Genomic DNA, 16,634 nt, shown 5'->3' on the forward strand with positions numbered 1-16,634 from the left:
TAAGCCTAAACAGAGTGGAACCGCGCTTAAAAGGCGTCTCTGTCAATATGACAGAGACGCCTTTTTTTTATACCGTGTAAATAGGTATGAATATAGAATTTATCTCCTTATATAAAGAATTAGGGGAGAAGTGATGAGTTAGGGGAGTTAGTTCGCTCGACAAAAAAGCAGCCCATAAAGGGGAGGGAACACCGATGTTTAAGAGGCTTCGGGAAGATATTGAAGTCGTTTTTGAACAGGATCCAGCGGCAAGAGGTTATTTCGAAGTCATTTTAACTTACTCTGGATTACATGCAGTTTGGGCCCATCGAATTGCACATGCTTTTTATAAAAGAAATTTTTTCTTTCTTGCACGTTTTGTTTCACAAGTGAGCCGCTTTTTTACTGGCATTGAGATCCATCCAGGAGCAACAATTGGTCGACGTTTTTTCATAGATCATGGAATGGGAGTTGTAATCGGAGAAACTTGTGAAATTGGTGATAATGTAACGATTTATCAAGGGGTTACATTAGGTGGTACAGGAAAAGAAAAAGGAAAGAGGCATCCAACAATTCAGGATAATGTATTAATTGCGACGGGTGCTAAAGTTCTTGGTTCTATTACTGTGGGAGAGAATTCTAAAATCGGAGCAGGGTCTGTCGTATTAAAAGAAGTTCCTGCACATTCTACAGTTGTAGGTATACCTGGCCGTGTCGTTATTCAAAATGGAGTAAAGATTGGTCAAGAATTAAATCACTCTGACCTTCCGGATCCGATTTTTGATAAATTAAAGGCTATGGAAGTAGAACTTGATAAATTGAAGAAACAATTGGAATTAAAGGTAGAAAGGAAGGATAAAAATGACTATTCACATTTATAATACGTTAACACGTCAAAAAGAAGAGTTTGTTCCATTAGAAGAAAATAAGGTAAAGATGTATGTATGCGGACCTACAGTTTATAACTACATTCATATTGGGAATGCAAGGCCTCCTATGGTATTCGATACAGTGCGTCGTTATTTAGAATACAAAGGATACGATGTGCAATATGTATCTAACTTTACGGATGTAGATGATAAATTAATTAAAGCGGCAAATGAATTAGGTGAAGATGTACCGACAATTGCTGATCGTTTTGTTGAAGCGTACTTTGAAGATGTAACAGCACTAGGTTGCAAACACGCAACAGTTCATCCTCGTGTAACAGAAAATATGGATATCATTATTGAATTTATTCAAGAACTTGTGAATAAAGGGTATGCATATGAATCAGAGGGTGATGTGTACTTTAAGACGAAGGAATTCGAAGGTTACGGTAAATTATCACATCAACCAATCGCAGATTTACGTCACGGTGCTCGTATTGAGGTAGGGGAAAAGAAACAAGACCCTCTTGATTTTGCTTTATGGAAAGCTGCGAAAGAAGGAGAAATCTTCTGGGAAAGCCCTTGGGGGCAAGGACGTCCAGGATGGCATATTGAATGCTCAGCAATGGCGCGTAAGTACTTAGGGGATACAATTGACATTCATGCTGGTGGTCAAGACTTGGCTTTCCCACATCATGAAAATGAAATTGCGCAGTCAGAGGCATTGACTGGAAAAACGTTTGCACGTTACTGGATGCATAATGGATATATTAATATTAACAATGAGAAGATGTCTAAATCGCTTGGTAACTTTATTTTAGTTCACGATATTATTAAGCAATACGACCCGCAGTTAATTAGATTCTTTATGTTATCAGTACACTATCGTCACCCGATTAACTTTAGTGAAGAGTTATTACAAAGTACGAATAATGGACTGGAAAGAATTAAAACAGCTTATGGGAACTTAAAGCATCGTATGGAGAGTAGTACGGATTTAACGGACCATAATGAGAAATGGTTAGCTGAAATAGAGAAATTCCAGACTGCATTTGAAGAGGCAATGAATGATGACTTTAACACTGCAAATGCAATTACCGAATTATACAACGTAGCAAATCATGCAAATCAATATTTACTTGAAGAGCATACATCTAAAGTTGTGATTGAAGCATACGTAAAACAACTGGAAACGTTATTTGATATTTTGGGATTAGAATTATCAAAAGAAGAATTACTGGATGAAGAAATTGAAGAGCTTATCCAAAAGCGCATTGAAGCTCGTAAAAATCGTGATTTTGCATTGTCTGATCAAATTCGTGACGATTTAAAAGAACGTAATATTATTTTAGAAGATACCGCTCAAGGTACAAGATGGAAAAGAGGATAAGGATGATCGATGCAAAGCAATTAAACAGCTTGGCGTTAGCGTATATGGGTGATGCGGTATATGAACAATATATCCGCTATCACCTCCTTCAAAAAGGAAAAGTTCGCCCTAATCAATTACACCGCTTAGGGACGAGCTTTGTTTCAGCAAAAGCACAGGCGAAAGTTGTTTATCATTTATTAGAGACGGCATTTTTGACAGAGGAAGAAGAGGCGGTATTAAGAAGAGGGCGTAATGCAAATTCAGGTACAGTTCCGAAAAATACGGATGTACAAACATATCGACATAGTACAGCCTTTGAAGCGCTAATTGGTTATCATCATTTATTAAATAATCGTGAAAGATTAGACGAAATTGTATATAAGGCAATTGCAGTTTTAGAAGAAAAGGAAGGGGGCACATCATCATGACTAGTGAATATATTATCGGACGTAACCCTGTAATTGAAGCGTTAAGATCAGGGAGAGATATTAATAAAATTTGGATCGCAGAAGGTGCTGCCAAAGGACAAGTACAAATTGTACTAGCGTTAGCGAAAGAAAATAAGATTATTTTACAACATGCACCAAAGAAAAAGTTAGATCAATTAGTTGAGGGTAATCATCAAGGTGTAATTGCTCAAGTAGCTGCATATCAGTATGCAGAGTTAGAAGATTTATTCAAAGTGGCAGAAAAACGTAATGAAGATCCATTCTTCTTGATTTTAGATGAGATTGAAGATCCGCATAACCTAGGTTCTATTATGCGTACTGCTGATGCAACAGGAGCTCATGGAATTATTATTCCGAAGAGAAGAGCTGTGGGACTTACAGCATCAGTTGCGAAAGCATCAACAGGAGCGATTGAATACATTCCTGTTGCGCGCGTAACAAACTTATCTCGTACAATTGATGAATTAAAAGAGCGTGGACTTTGGATTGCTGGTACAGATGCCAAAGGGAAAACGGATTACCGTAATTTAGATGGTACAATGCCGATTGGGTTAGTAATTGGTAGTGAAGGAAAAGGTATGAGTCGTATTATTGGTGAAAAGTGTGATTTCTTAATCACTTTACCGATGGTTGGTAAAGTTACATCCTTAAATGCTTCAGTAGCCGCAAGTTTGTTAATGTATGAGGTATATCGTAAACGTCACGAAATTGGTAAATAAAAAATGAACGATATTTTAATCGTTGACGGTTACAACATTATCGGAGCTTGGGGAGATTTGAAGAAACTGCGGGATGTAGATTTACAATCATCAAGAGATGCGCTTATTGATAAGATGGCGGATTATCAAGGTTATACAGGTATAAAAGTGATGATAGTCTTTGATGCCTATACAGTCCATGGTATTGAAAAAAAGATGAAACAATCTCGTGTAGAAGTAATATTCACACGAAAGAATCAAACTGCAGACGAAAAGATAGAGCAACTTGCGATAGAGCTTAGAAATATAAATACACAAATATATGTTGCGACTTCGGATTATACAGAACAATGGGTTATATTTGGGCAAGGTGCCCTTCGAAAATCTGCGCGTGAATTAGAGTTGGAAGTACAAGCGATGGAACAACAAGTAAGAAGGCGCACAAAAGACACGAAAGAACAGCAGCCCGCCATGCGAAAGATATTTAGTAAAGATATTACAGAAAAATTAGAAAAATTAAGAAGAGGAGAGCGTTGAAGCATTGACGCTCTTTATCTTTTTACTGTATAATATTGCTAAATAAATAGCGGTCGGAGGGATCAAGGTGGAAGCAGGCTTCGTAAGTATAGGCGACGTTACATTTCGTGATTTAGAGGATGAGGCAATCGTTGAGTTAGTTCGAAAAGGTAATACTGACGCTCTAGAATATTTAATTCACAAGTATAAGAACTTTGTTCGTGCGAAATCAAGATCTTACTTTTTAGTGGGTGCCGATCGAGAAGACATTGTTCAAGAAGGTATGATAGGGTTGTTTAAAGCAATTCGTGATTATAAAGAGGACAAGCTGTCTTCATTCAAAGCATTTGCTGAACTATGTATCACTCGACAAATTATTACCGCTATTAAAACGGCAACAAGACAAAAACATATTCCTTTAAATTCGTATGTGTCTTTAGATAAGCCGATTTACGATGAGGAATCTGATCGAACGTTATTGGATGTTATTTCTGAAGCGAAGGTGACTGATCCTGAAGAGATGATCATTAGCCAGGAAGAATATACAGACATAGAATCAAAAATATCTGAATTATTAAGCGATTTAGAAAGGAAAGTGCTTTCTTTATATTTAGATGGTCGTTCTTATCAAGAGATTTCAGAACAGTTAAACAGGCATGTGAAATCTATTGATAACGCTTTACAAAGAGTAAAGAGAAAATTGGAACGATATATGGAAATGAGAGAAAGTACAACTTTAAATTCATAAGAAGTAACAAGTGCTACAGGTGTAAAATAAATCACCTGTTTTCTTTTGTAGAGAGTACAAAATGCATGTCATTGACATTGTCTTTTATTGTATGATACATTTTTAGGGACATAATGTTACAAGGTTGGTGTAACTAATGAGGAAAAAAGTTGTACTCTCATGTGAAGAGTGTAAAAATCGAAACTACTCTACTATGAAAGATACGAGCTCAATAGAGCGACTTGAAATAAAAAAGTTTTGTAAAACATGCAATCAGCATACAGTTCACAAGGAAACAAAATAAATAATTGAAATAATACACTGGAGGTCCCGCAGATGCGTTTAACGAACTTTTTCGGCGATGTAGGTCGCGAAATGAAAAAAGTAAGTTGGCCTAAAAAAGATGAATTACTCCGCTCAACAGCGACTGTTGTTGCTACAGTTGTGTTCTTTGCGATTTTCTTCGCAGTAGTTGATATGGGCATTTCTTCTTTAATTCGGTTAATTCTTGGTTAATTCTTGAATAAGAAGCACTTATCCATGATATAATGTTATTTATAAGAACTGTGTAAAAGCCCGGTGAACGGGTTTTTTCATTTGCGCAAAAAAATGTACGTCAGGGAGGGAAGGACGCTCGTCCTAAATGAATGGAAAAAAGTTGGTATGTTGTCCATACTTATTCTGGATATGAAAATAAAGTAAAAGCAAACCTAGAGAAACGTGTAGAATCAATGGGTATGCAAGATAAAATTTTCCGTGTTGTTGTCCCGGAAGAAGTAGAAGTAGAAATGAAAAACGGAAAAGAAAAATTAATGAAAAGAAAAGTGTTCCCAGGTTATGTATTAGTAGAATTAATCATGACTGATGACTCTTGGTATGTTGTACGTAACACGCCGGGTGTAACTGGGTTCGTTGGTTCTTCTGGTTCTGGATCTAAACCATCACCTCTATTAGAAGAGGAAGTTGTTACCATTATGAAACATATGGGAATGGATAACGAAGTGGTTGATTTCGACTTTGAACTTCATGAGACAGTACGTGTAAATGAGGGGCCATTCGCAGATTATACAGGTGCTATTGAAGAAATTGATGTGGAGAAGAAAAAGGTTAGCGTGCTTGTGGACATGTTTGGTCGCGAGACTCCAGTTGAACTTGACTTCCATCAAATTGAAAAATTATAAAATGAAACTTGAAATGAATTGTAAAAAGTGATAATATCTTTTAAGTCAGTACGTCTTCGTTATCGGAGACGTTTTTTGAAAGATTTTATCCTTACAGATAAAATATGACGTGGGAGGGCAAATCACTGTCCAATTGACCACATCACGGACTTAAGGAGGTGTGTCTCGTGGCTAAAAAGGTAATTAAAATGGTAAAGCTTCAAATTCCTGCAGGTAAAGCTAACCCAGCTCCACCAGTTGGTCCAGCATTAGGACAAGCAGGTGTTAACATCATGGGCTTCTGTAAAGAGTTTAACGCTCGTACAGCAGATCAAGCTGGTCTTATCATCCCTGTTGAAATTACGGTATTTGAGGACCGTTCATTCACTTTCATTACTAAAACTCCTCCTGCTGCTGTTCTTCTTAAGAAAGTAGCTGGTATTGAGTCTGGTTCTGGTGAACCAAACCGTAATAAAGTGGCAACTGTTAAGCGTGATAAAGTACGCGAAATCGCTGAAACTAAAATGCCTGACCTAAACGCTGCTAGCGTAGAAGCTGCAATGCGTATGGTTGAAGGTACTGCACGCAGTATGGGCATCGTTATCGAAGACTAATTCGATTTGTTTTTAAAAAAGGTTGCGGGTCTGGAATTCCAATTCGCAACCTTTATTATCGTAAATGATTATCGTTTTTAAATAAATGGATGGCGCTCATCCTCAGGTTATACCTGAAAACAGGCGTAAACGTGGGAGGTTATTCCGCTAAAACCACATTCGAGGAGGAAATAAAAATGGCTAAAAGAGGTAAAAAGTACGTAGAAGCTGCAAAGCTTGTTGATCGTGCAGCTGCTTACTCTGCGACAGAAGCAGTAGAATTAGTAAAGAAAACAAACACAGCTAAATTTGATGCAACTGTAGAAGCTGCATTCCGTTTAGGTGTTGACCCTAAGAAAGCTGACCAACAAATCCGTGGTGCAGTTGTTCTTCCACACGGTACTGGTAAAGTACAACGTGTATTAGTATTTGCTAAAGGTGAAAAAGCTAAAGAAGCTGAAGCTGCTGGAGCTGACTTCGTAGGCGATACTGATTACATCGGTAAAATCCAACAAGGTTGGTTCGATTTCGATGTAGTAGTAGCAACTCCTGACATGATGGGTGAAGTTGGTAAACTTGGTCGCGTATTAGGACCTAAAGGTTTAATGCCAAACCCTAAAACTGGAACAGTTACTTTCGATGTAACTAAAGCTGTTAACGAAATCAAAGCTGGTAAAGTTGAATACCGCGTTGATAAAGCTGGTAACATCCACGTTCCAATCGGTAAAGTATCTTTCGAAGATGCTAAATTAGTAGAAAACTTCAAAACAATTGCTGACACTTTACAAAAAGTTAAGCCAGCTGCTGCAAAAGGTACTTACATGAAGAACGTAACAGTTGCTTCTACAATGGGACCTGGCGTACGTGTAGACGTTTCTACATTAGCGTAAATTTTGGAAGTTGACTTCATAAAGAAGTTTTAATATAATCATTTATGTTGTGAATTTAATTAGTGTACCGTAGACAGTAGGTGTCAATAGACTTAATTTCCTACCTAGGTGTTAATATACGAAGCGGAATTTTTTTCTGTGACTATATGCCTCCATGTCTACAAGTTGGGCATGGAGGTTTTTAGTGCACTTTCGGTACATCTTCTATATAATCTACAGGAGGTGTAATAACATGAGCAAAGTAATCGAAACTAAACAACAAGTTGTAACTGAAATCGCGGACAAACTTCGCGCTAGTAAATCTACAATCGTTGTTGACTACCGTGGTTTAACAGTTTCTGAAGCAACAGAATTACGTAAGCAATTACGTGAAGCTGGCGTTGAGTTCAAAGTTTACAAAAACTCTCTAACTCGTCGTGCTGCAGAATCTGCTGAAATGGCTGAGTTAAATGAATTCTTAACGGGACCAAACGCAATCGCGTTCAGTAACGAGGATGTAGTTGCTCCTGCGAAAGTATTAAACGACTTCGCTAAAGATCATGAAGCTTTAGAAATTAAAGCGGGCGTAATCGAAGGTAAACTTGTAACACTTGATGAGGTTAAAGCAATCGCTACTCTTCCATCACGTGAAGGCTTACTTTCTATGCTTCTTAGCGTTCTTCAAGCTCCAATCCGTAACCTTGCACTTGCTACTAAAGCAGTTGCAGACCAAAAGGAAGAGCAAGGCGCTTAATTTTTTAAAAGATAATTACGTATTATCGATAAAACAATACAAACCTATTTAAGGGAGGATATTTACAATGACTAAAGAACAAATCATTGAAGCAGTTAAATCTATGACTGTATTAGAACTTAACGACTTAGTAAAAGCTATCGAGGAAGAATTCGGCGTAACTGCTGCTGCTCCTGTAGCTGTTGCTGGTGGCGCTGGAGAAGCTGCTGCTGAGAAAACTGAATTTGATGTGGAACTAACTAGCGCTGGTGCACAAAAAATCAAAGTTATCAAAGTTGTTCGTGAAATCACTGGTCTTGGCTTAAAAGAAGCTAAAGAATTAGTTGACAACACTCCAAAAGTAATCAAAGAAGCTGCTGCTAAAGAAGAAGCTGAAGAAATCAAAGCTAAACTTGAAGAAGTTGGCGCTGCTGTAGAAGTTAAGTAATTAACTTTTGATGCTTTAAAAAAAGCTCGCTCTCATGCGAGCTTTTTTTTTAACTGTAAAGAAAAGAGGTGGCCATATGGCAGACCATTATTTTTCTAACGACCCTTCTAGTAAAAGTGATCGTAAGCGATGGGAGTTTGTCCTTCGTGGATCTCGATTTACTTTCTTATCTGATCATGGGGTGTTCTCGAAAAACGAAGTGGACTTTGGTTCCCGTCTTTTAATTGAAGCGTTTCAAATGCCAGATATTAAAGGTAATATATTAGACGTAGGTTGCGGATACGGTCCTATTGGTTTGTCGTTAGCGAAAGAGTTTCAAGGTCGTGAAGTTCACATGGTGGATGTGAATGAGAGGGCACTTGGGCTTGCGAAAGAAAACGCCGCTAATAACAAAATCGAGAATATACGTATTTTTCAAAGTAGCGTCTATGAAAATGTAGATGGTAAGTATGCTGCTATTCTATCTAACCCTCCAATTCGTGCGGGTAAAGATATCGTACATGAGATTTTAGAAAAAGCTGTGGAGTATTTAGTTCCAGGTGGAGAACTTTGGATTGTTATTCAAAAGAAACAAGGTGCACCGTCTGCGCTAAAAAAACTAGAAGAAGTATTTTCTGAGGTTGAGGTTGTAGAAAAGAAAAAAGGATATTATATCATAAAATCAAAAAAACGTTGACGGTTATTTTTGGCTATGTTAACATTATACAATGCCAATATATGATTTTCTGCGTTGAGAAAGATGTATATTTTTGTTTCTCTTGGAAAAGATAGTAAAATCAGCAGATTATGAAACAGAATGATGGTTTTCTTATAGAAGCCATTTTTCTTTTTTGAGCAGGTAGAAAGACTCAACGTATTTATCTTTAAGAGAAAGAGACTACGCTAATAGCAGTAGTTGTATTTATTTGTGATTTTGCACAAATTTTTTTGTGCATTTATAATACTCATGATTTGAGGGGTGAAGCAGTTGACAGGTCAACTAGTTCAATACGGACGCCACCGCCAACGAAGAAGTTATGCCCGTATTAGTGAAGTATTAGAGTTACCAAATCTTATCGAAATTCAAACCTCTTCTTATCAGTGGTTTCTTGATGAGGGTTTGCGAGAAATGTTCCAAGACATTTCTCCGATTGAAGACTTTACGGGAAATCTATCGCTTGAATTTATCGACTACAGCTTAGGTGAACCTAAATACTCTGTAGACGAATGCAAAGAGCGTGATGTGACGTATGCAGCACCACTTCGTGTAAAAGTGCGTCTAATCAACAAGGAAACTGGTGAAGTAAAAGAACAAGATGTGTTCATGGGAGATTTCCCACTCATGACAGAGACTGGAACATTCGTAATTAACGGTGCAGAACGTGTTATCGTTTCCCAGTTAGTTCGCTCTCCAAGCGTATACTATAGTGGCAAAGTGGATAAAAACGGAAAACGTGGTTTTACTGCTACTGTAATTCCAAACCGCGGAGCTTGGTTAGAGTATGAGACAGATGCTAAGGATGTTGTATATGTGCGTATTGACCGTACGCGTAAACTTCCTGTAACTGTTTTGTTACGCGCATTAGGGTTTGGCTCTGATCAAGAAATCACCGAGCTTTTAGGTGATAACGAATACTTAAGCAACACATTAGAAAAAGACAACACAGATAGCACAGAAAAAGCATTGCTTGAAATTTATGAGCGTCTACGTCCTGGTGAACCACCAACAGTAGAAAATGCTAAGAGCTTACTTGTGTCTCGTTTCTTTGATCCAAAGCGCTACGATTTAGCAAATGTAGGTCGCTATAAGATCAACAAGAAGTTACACATTAAAAACAGATTGTTTAATCAACGTTTAGCTGAAACATTAGTGGATCCAGAAACTGGTGAAATTTTAGCGGCAGAAGGAACAATCTTAGATCGTCGTACACTTGATCGCATTTTACCTTACTTAGAGAAAAACATTGGATTCAAAACAGCGAAACCAATGGGTGGAGTGGTAGAAGGCGATGTTGAGCTGCAATCTATTAAGATTTATGCTCCTGAGTCGGAAGGCGAACGCGTAATTAATGTAATTGGTAATGCAAACATTACTCGTGATGTGAAACACATCACACCAGGTGATATCCTTGCTTCTATCAGTTACTTCTTCAACCTACTATACAAAGTAGGGGATACAGATGATATTGACCATTTAGGAAACCGTCGTCTGCGTTCTGTTGGAGAACTGTTACAAAATCAATTCCGTATCGGTCTTTCTCGTATGGAACGTGTTGTTCGTGAGAGAATGTCGATCCAAGATACAAATGCAATTACACCACAGGCACTAATTAATATTCGTCCTGTTATTGCATCTATTAAAGAGTTCTTCGGAAGTTCTCAGTTATCTCAGTTTATGGACCAAACAAACCCATTAGCAGAGTTAACTCACAAACGAAGACTATCTGCATTAGGACCTGGTGGTTTAACGCGTGAGCGCGCAGGCTTTGAAGTGCGTGACGTTCATTACTCTCACTACGGTCGTATGTGTCCGATTGAAACACCAGAGGGACCAAACATCGGTTTGATTAACTCATTATCTTCGTTCGCGAAAGTAAATGAGTTTGGTTTCATTGAAACACCATACCGTCGTGTTGACCCAGAAACTGGTCTTGTAACAGGGCATGTTGATTACTTAACAGCAGATGAAGAAGATAACTATGTTGTAGCCCAAGCGAATATGAAATTATCTGACGAAGGTGAATTCCTAAGTGAAGATATCGTAGCTCGTTTCCGTGGTGAAAACATTGTCACAAATAGAGAACGCATCGACTACATGGATGTATCTCCAAAACAAGTAGTGTCGGCAGCGACAGCTTGTATTCCGTTCTTAGAAAACGATGACTCTAACCGCGCACTTATGGGAGCGAACATGCAACGTCAGGCGGTTCCGTTAATGAATCCGGAATCTCCGATTGTAGGTACAGGTATGGAGTACGTATCAGCAAAAGACTCAGGTGCTGCAGTAATCTGTAAACATCCCGGTGTTGTTGAGCGCGTAGAAGCACGTGAAGTTTGGGTACGTCGCTATGTAGAAGTTGACGGTCAAATAGTAAAAGGCGACTTAGATCGCTACAAAATGCAAAAATTCATTCGTTCTAACCAAGGAACTTGTTACAACCAACGTCCAATCGTAAGTGTTGGAAATGAAGTTGTAAAAGGTGAAATCCTTGCGGATGGTCCTTCTATGGAATTAGGTGAACTAGCACTTGGACGTAACGTGCTTGTTGGCTTCATGACTTGGGACGGTTATAACTACGAGGATGCGATCATCATGAGTGAGCGCCTTGTAAAAGATGATGTGTACACTTCTATTCATATTGAAGAATATGAATCAGAAGCTCGTGATACGAAGCTTGGACCAGAAGAAATTACACGTGACATTCCAAACGTTGGGGAAGACGCATTACGTAACCTTGACGAGCGCGGTATCATTCGCGTTGGTGCTGAAGTAAAAGATGGAGATTTACTTGTTGGTAAAGTAACACCTAAAGGTGTAACAGAATTAACAGCTGAAGAACGTCTATTACATGCTATCTTTGGAGAAAAAGCGCGTGAAGTACGTGATACATCACTACGTGTACCACACGGTGGTGGCGGTATTATCTTAGACGTAAAAGTATTCAACCGTGAAGATGGCGATGAATTGCCACCGGGCGTGAATCAACTTGTACGTGCATATATCGTTCAAAAACGTAAAATTTCTGAAGGTGACAAGATGGCCGGACGTCACGGTAACAAAGGTGTTATTTCTCGTATTTTACCAGAAGAAGATATGCCTTACCTACCAGACGGTACGCCAATCGATATCATGTTAAACCCATTAGGGGTACCATCTCGTATGAATATCGGTCAGGTATTAGAGCTTCATCTTGGTATGGCAGCAAGATACCTTGGCATTCACATTGCAACACCAGTATTCGATGGTGCTCGTGAGGAAGATGTTTGGGGCACAATTGAAGAAGCTGGTATGGCAAATGACGCGAAAACAATCCTGTATGACGGACGTACTGGTGAACCATTCGATAACCGCGTATCTGTTGGTGTCATGTATATGATCAAACTTGCGCACATGGTTGACGATAAACTTCATGCTCGTTCTACTGGACCATACTCACTTGTAACGCAGCAACCTCTTGGAGGTAAAGCTCAGTTCGGTGGACAGCGTTTCGGTGAGATGGAGGTTTGGGCACTTGAAGCTTACGGTGCTGCTTATACTCTTCAAGAAATCTTAACAGTGAAGTCTGATGATGTTGTTGGACGTGTTAAGACTTATGAAGCAATTGTTAAAGGCGAAAATGTTCCAGAACCAGGCGTTCCTGAATCATTCAAAGTATTGATTAAAGAGCTGCAAAGTTTAGGTATGGACGTTAAAATGATGTCTAGCGACGATACAGAAATTGAAATGCGTGATACAGAAGATGACGATGATCATCAGTCAGCAGATAAATTGAATGTCGAAGTTGAGACAACTAAGGAATAATTGGGATAACCTGTAGACTAAAAGGGAGGTAGGCCCCTTGATAGATGTAAATAACTTTGAATATATGAAGATTGGACTTGCTTCACCTGACAAGATTCGTTCTTGGTCATACGGTGAAGTTAAGAAACCAGAAACTATTAACTATCGTACGTTAAAGCCTGAAAAAGATGGCTTGTTCTGTGAGCGTATTTTCGGACCACAAAAGGACTGGGAATGTCATTGCGGAAAATACAAACGTGTACGTTATAAAGGTGTAGTTTGTGATCGATGTGGCGTTGAAGTAACGCGTGCAAAAGTACGTCGTGAACGTATGGGTCATATCGAATTAGCTGCTCCTGTATCTCATATTTGGTATTTCAAAGGTATCCCGAGCCGCATGGGACTTGTCTTAGACATGTCCCCTCGCGCGCTTGAAGAAGTAATTTATTTCGCTTCTTATGTTGTAACAGAAAGTGGAGATACACCACTTGATAAGAAGCAATTACTTTCTGAAAAAGAATACCGTGCATATCGTGATCGATATGGTAGCACATTCCAAGCTGCTATGGGTGCAGAAGCAATTAAAAAGCTACTACAAGACATCGATTTAGATAAAGAAGTAGACTTCTTAAAAGAAGAATTAAAAACAGCACAAGGACAACGCCGTACTCGTGCTATTAAACGTCTAGAAGTATTAGAAGCATTCCGTAACTCTGGAAATGAACCGTCTTGGATGATCTTAGATGTTCTACCAGTAATCCCACCAGAACTACGCCCAATGGTACAGTTAGACGGTGGACGTTTTGCTACTTCTGACTTAAACGACTTATACCGTCGTGTAATTAACCGTAACAACCGTTTAAAACGTCTATTGGACTTAGGTGCACCAAGCATCATCGTTCAAAACGAAAAACGTATGTTACAAGAAGCTGTAGACGCATTAATCGATAATGGTCGTCGTGGCCGTCCAGTTACTGGGCCAGGTAACCGTCCATTAAAATCACTATCTCACATGCTAAAAGGTAAACAAGGACGTTTCCGTCAAAACTTATTAGGTAAACGTGTTGACTACTCTGGTCGTTCTGTAATCGTTGTAGGACCGAACTTAAAGATGTATCAATGTGGATTGCCAAAAGAAATGGCGCTTGAACTGTTCAAACCTTTCGTAATGAAAGAGTTAGTTGAAAAAGGATTAGCACATAACATTAAGAGTGCGAAACGTAAAATCGAGCGTGTACAACCTGAAGTTTGGGACGTTTTAGAGTCTGTGATTAAAGAACATCCAGTACTTCTAAACCGCGCACCAACACTTCACCGTCTTGGTATCCAGGCGTTTGAACCTACATTAGTAGAAGGTCGCGCAATCCGTCTTCACCCACTTGTATGTACTGCATACAACGCGGACTTTGACGGTGACCAAATGGCCGTTCACGTACCTTTATCATCAGAAGCTCAAGCTGAAGCTCGTCTTCTTATGTTAGCGGCACAAAACATCTTGAACCCGAAAGACGGTAAACCAGTTGTTACTCCATCTCAGGATATGGTATTAGGTAACTATTACTTAACACTTGAGCGTGAAGGTGCAATCGGTGAAGGTATGGTCTTCAAAGATGCAAACGAAGCATTGCTTGCATATCAAAATGGATATGTTCATCTTCATACACGTGTTGCAGTAGCTGCAAGTGCAGTAAACAACGCAACATTTACTGAAGAGCAAAAGAGTATGCTTCTATTAACAACAGTTGGTAAATTAATATTTAACGAAATCTTACCAGAGTCGTTCCCTTATATTAATGAACCAACAAATTCAAACCTTGAAAAAGAAACACCAGCGAAATATTTCGTTGAAAAAGGTGCGAACATTAAAGAAATTATTGCTAGTCGCGAAGAAGTGGCGCCATTTAGCAAGAAGATCCTTGGTAACATCATTGCGGAAGTGTTCAAACGTTTCCAAATTACAGAAACGTCTCGCATGCTTGACCGTATGAAAAACTTAGGATTCAAGTACTCTACAAAAGCTGGTATTACAGTTGGAGTATCTGACATTCTTGTATTAGGCGAAAAAGATGAAATTCTCCACGAAGCACAAGCAAAAGTAGATAATGTAATTAAACAATTCCGTCGCGGTTTAATCACGGAAGAAGAACGTTACGATCGCGTTATCTCTATTTGGAGTAATGCAAAAGATGTTATCCAAGGAAAACTGATGAAATCCTTGAATAAACGCAACCCAATCTTCATGATGAGTGACTCAGGTGCCCGTGGTAACGCATCTAACTTTACTCAGCTTGCTGGTATGCGTGGTCTTATGGCCAATCCATCTGGTCGTATCATCGAACTTCCAATCAAATCGAGTTTCCGTGAAGGTTTAACAGTACTTGAGTACTTCATCTCTACGCATGGTGCGCGTAAAGGTCTTGCCGATACAGCACTTAAAACTGCCGATTCTGGTTACTTAACACGTCGTCTTGTTGACGTTGCACAAGATGTAATCGTTCGTGAAGATGATTGTGGAACAGATCGCGGTTTATTAATTGGTGCGATTAAAGAGGGCAATGAAGTTATCGAGTCATTATATGATCGTCTTGTTGGACGTTTTGCAAGAAAAACTGTAAAACATCCTGAAACAGGTGAAGTATTAGTTGCTGAAAATCAATTAATTACTGAAGATATCGCTCATATCGTTGAAAATTCGGGTGTTGAAACTGTAAACATTCGTTCAGCGTTTACGTGTAACACTCGCCACGGTGTATGTAAGAAGTGTTACGGTCGTAACTTAGCAACTGGAACAGACGTAGAAGTAGGAGAAGCGGTAGGTATTATCGCAGCTCAATCTATCGGTGAGCCAGGTACACAGTTAACGATGCGTACATTCCATACAGGTGGGGTTGCCGGAGATGATATTACTCAAGGTTTACCTCGTATCCAAGAGATTTTCGAAGCTCGTAATCCGAAAGGTCAGGCAGTTATCAGTGAAATCGACGGTGTTATCGCAGCGATCAACGACGTTAAAGATCGCCAAGAAGTAGTTGTACAGGGTGAAGTTGAAGCTCGTACGTATGCTATTCCTTACGGTGCTCGTCTGAAAGTAACTCCAGGACAGCCAATTAGCCACGGTAAAGAGTTAACAGAAGGTTCTATTGATCCGAAAGAATTACTAAAAGTAACGGACATTACGGCGGTTCAAGAATACTTATTACGTGAAGTTCAAAAAGTATACCGTATGCAAGGGGTAGAAATTGGTGACAAACACGTAGAGGTAATGGTACGTCAAATGTTACGTAAAGTTCGTGTAAGTGATGCAGGTGAAACAGATGTATTACCAGGAACATTACTAGATATCCATCAGTTTACTGATGCGAATGCTAAGGTCTTACTGCAAGGTAAGCAACCAGCAACAGCTAGACCTGTTCTACTTGGTATTACAAAAGCTTCACTTGAAACAGATTCATTCTTATCTGCAGCATCGTTCCAAGAAACAACTCGTGTCTTAACTGATGCAGCAATTAAGGGTAAACGCGATGAACTTCTAGGATTAAAAGAAAATGTTATTATCGGTAAACTTGTTCCTGCTGGAACAGGTATGAATCGTTATCGCAAAGTGGATCTTGTAAAAACAACACAAGATGACATGAACGTAGAAAACGATGAGGTTTATGTGGAACAGTAAAATTTTCCGTCATAAATTTTGTATAAAAACAATTAATCTTAGTTGACATTGTATGAGTCAAAATGTTACTA

Annotated in this window: 16 protein-coding genes and 2 other annotated features (1 of these 18 running past the window's edge); all 16 genes read left to right on the plus strand. The window is 39.0% G+C overall.

The features are described from left to right. Positions 1-44: a binding site (T-box leader), on the plus strand; it begins 203 nt to the left of the window's first position. A gap of 150 nt (positions 45-194) precedes the next feature. The 16 genes from cysE to rpoC all read left to right on the plus strand — a co-directional run bounded on the left by cysE (position 195) and on the right by rpoC (position 16,563). Then, complete coding sequence (cysE, locus tag C3Y97_RS00565; protein WP_000476497.1) at positions 195-860, plus strand: serine O-acetyltransferase; 666 nt, start codon at positions 195-197, stop codon at positions 858-860. Then, positions 841-2,238: a cysteine--tRNA ligase gene (gene cysS, locus C3Y97_RS00570; RefSeq protein ID WP_000152276.1), complete on the plus strand. Its 1,398-nt coding sequence runs from the start codon at positions 841-843 to the stop codon at positions 2,236-2,238. The genes cysE and cysS overlap by 20 nt, the downstream gene beginning before the upstream one ends. A 2-nt stretch (positions 2,239-2,240) precedes the next feature. Then, positions 2,241-2,648 (plus strand): Mini-ribonuclease 3, encoded by a 408-nt coding sequence (locus tag C3Y97_RS00575; RefSeq protein ID WP_000564261.1) that lies wholly within the window; start codon positions 2,241-2,243, stop codon positions 2,646-2,648. Continuing rightward, positions 2,645-3,388, plus strand: coding sequence for a 23S rRNA (guanosine(2251)-2'-O)-methyltransferase RlmB (gene rlmB / locus C3Y97_RS00580; RefSeq protein ID WP_000200237.1), 744 nt, complete (start codon positions 2,645-2,647; stop codon positions 3,386-3,388). The genes C3Y97_RS00575 and rlmB overlap by 4 nt, the downstream gene beginning before the upstream one ends. 3 nt (positions 3,389-3,391) lie before the next feature. Beyond that, complete coding sequence (locus C3Y97_RS00585; protein WP_000997876.1) at positions 3,392-3,904, plus strand: NYN domain-containing protein; 513 nt, start codon at positions 3,392-3,394, stop codon at positions 3,902-3,904. 67 nt (positions 3,905-3,971) lie between these two features. Next, complete coding sequence (locus tag C3Y97_RS00590) at positions 3,972-4,631, plus strand: RNA polymerase factor sigma-70 (protein WP_000387193.1); 660 nt, start codon at positions 3,972-3,974, stop codon at positions 4,629-4,631. A 136-nt stretch (positions 4,632-4,767) separates the two neighbouring features. Next, a complete protein-coding gene (rpmG, locus tag C3Y97_RS00595; RefSeq protein WP_014481927.1) occupies positions 4,768-4,914 on the plus strand; it encodes a 50S ribosomal protein L33 in 147 nt (48 codons plus the stop codon). 32 nt (positions 4,915-4,946) lie between these two features. Continuing rightward, entirely contained in the window at positions 4,947-5,126 is a 180-nt protein-coding gene (gene secE, locus C3Y97_RS00600) for a preprotein translocase subunit SecE (protein ID WP_001241323.1), read from the plus strand. 131 nt (positions 5,127-5,257) lie between these two features. After that, positions 5,258-5,791, plus strand: a complete 534-nt coding sequence (gene nusG, locus C3Y97_RS00605; protein ID WP_000415794.1) for a transcription termination/antitermination protein NusG — start codon at positions 5,258-5,260, stop codon at positions 5,789-5,791. A gap of 167 nt (positions 5,792-5,958) precedes the next feature. Next, the gene (rplK, locus tag C3Y97_RS00610) at positions 5,959-6,384 is read left to right on the plus strand and encodes a 50S ribosomal protein L11 (RefSeq protein ID WP_001085872.1); all 426 of its coding nucleotides are present in this window, start codon (positions 5,959-5,961) and stop codon (positions 6,382-6,384) included. Between the two features lie 176 nt (positions 6,385-6,560). Continuing rightward, positions 6,561-7,253, plus strand: a complete 693-nt coding sequence (rplA, locus tag C3Y97_RS00615) for a 50S ribosomal protein L1 (RefSeq protein WP_001987630.1) — start codon at positions 6,561-6,563, stop codon at positions 7,251-7,253. Positions 7,254-7,302: 49 nt separating this feature from the next. Continuing rightward, positions 7,303-7,446 (plus strand) — a sequence feature (ribosomal protein L10 leader region). A 39-nt stretch (positions 7,447-7,485) separates the two neighbouring features. Next, positions 7,486-7,986, plus strand: a complete 501-nt coding sequence (gene rplJ, locus C3Y97_RS00620; RefSeq protein ID WP_000048716.1) for a 50S ribosomal protein L10 — start codon at positions 7,486-7,488, stop codon at positions 7,984-7,986. Between the two features lie 67 nt (positions 7,987-8,053). Next, positions 8,054-8,413 (plus strand): 50S ribosomal protein L7/L12, encoded by a 360-nt coding sequence (gene rplL / locus C3Y97_RS00625; RefSeq protein ID WP_000159736.1) that lies wholly within the window; start codon positions 8,054-8,056, stop codon positions 8,411-8,413. A gap of 76 nt (positions 8,414-8,489) precedes the next feature. Then, positions 8,490-9,089 carry a class I SAM-dependent methyltransferase gene (locus C3Y97_RS00630; RefSeq protein WP_000763289.1) on the plus strand — a complete coding sequence of 200 codons (600 nt, stop codon included), beginning with the start codon at positions 8,490-8,492 and terminating at the stop codon, positions 9,087-9,089. Positions 9,090-9,380: 291 nt separating this feature from the next. Then, a complete protein-coding gene (gene rpoB / locus C3Y97_RS00635) occupies positions 9,381-12,914 on the plus strand; it encodes a DNA-directed RNA polymerase subunit beta (RefSeq protein WP_000147552.1) in 3,534 nt (1,177 codons plus the stop codon). A gap of 37 nt (positions 12,915-12,951) precedes the next feature. Continuing rightward, positions 12,952-16,563: a DNA-directed RNA polymerase subunit beta' gene (gene rpoC / locus C3Y97_RS00640; RefSeq protein WP_000567939.1), complete on the plus strand. Its 3,612-nt coding sequence runs from the start codon at positions 12,952-12,954 to the stop codon at positions 16,561-16,563. Positions 16,564-16,634 lie beyond the last annotated feature (71 nt).

The sequence above is a fragment of the Bacillus sp. DU-106 genome, from assembly GCF_004799705.1.
In the GTDB taxonomy this organism is placed as follows: Bacteria; Bacillota; Bacilli; order Bacillales; family Bacillaceae_G; genus Bacillus_A; species Bacillus_A cereus.

What these genes read in the sequence shown, in the direction of transcription:
- cysS (WP_000152276.1), top strand. Translation starts at nt 841, where the DNA reads ATGACTATTCACATTTATAATACGTTAACACGTCAAAAAGAAGAGTTT.
- rplJ (WP_000048716.1), top strand. Translation starts at nt 7,486, where the DNA reads ATGAGCAAAGTAATCGAAACTAAACAACAAGTTGTAACTGAAATCGCG.
- rplA (WP_001987630.1), top strand. Translation starts at nt 6,561, where the DNA reads ATGGCTAAAAGAGGTAAAAAGTACGTAGAAGCTGCAAAGCTTGTTGAT.
- nusG (WP_000415794.1), top strand. Translation starts at nt 5,258, where the DNA reads ATGGAAAAAAGTTGGTATGTTGTCCATACTTATTCTGGATATGAAAAT.
- C3Y97_RS00585 (WP_000997876.1), top strand. Translation starts at nt 3,392, where the DNA reads ATGAACGATATTTTAATCGTTGACGGTTACAACATTATCGGAGCTTGG.
- rlmB (WP_000200237.1), top strand. Translation starts at nt 2,645, where the DNA reads ATGACTAGTGAATATATTATCGGACGTAACCCTGTAATTGAAGCGTTA.
- rplL (WP_000159736.1), top strand. Translation starts at nt 8,054, where the DNA reads ATGACTAAAGAACAAATCATTGAAGCAGTTAAATCTATGACTGTATTA.
- C3Y97_RS00575 (WP_000564261.1), top strand. Translation starts at nt 2,241, where the DNA reads ATGATCGATGCAAAGCAATTAAACAGCTTGGCGTTAGCGTATATGGGT.
- secE (WP_001241323.1), top strand. Translation starts at nt 4,947, where the DNA reads ATGCGTTTAACGAACTTTTTCGGCGATGTAGGTCGCGAAATGAAAAAA.
- rpmG (WP_014481927.1), top strand. Translation starts at nt 4,768, where the DNA reads ATGAGGAAAAAAGTTGTACTCTCATGTGAAGAGTGTAAAAATCGAAAC.
- C3Y97_RS00630 (WP_000763289.1), top strand. Translation starts at nt 8,490, where the DNA reads ATGGCAGACCATTATTTTTCTAACGACCCTTCTAGTAAAAGTGATCGT.
- cysE (WP_000476497.1), top strand. Translation starts at nt 195, where the DNA reads ATGTTTAAGAGGCTTCGGGAAGATATTGAAGTCGTTTTTGAACAGGAT.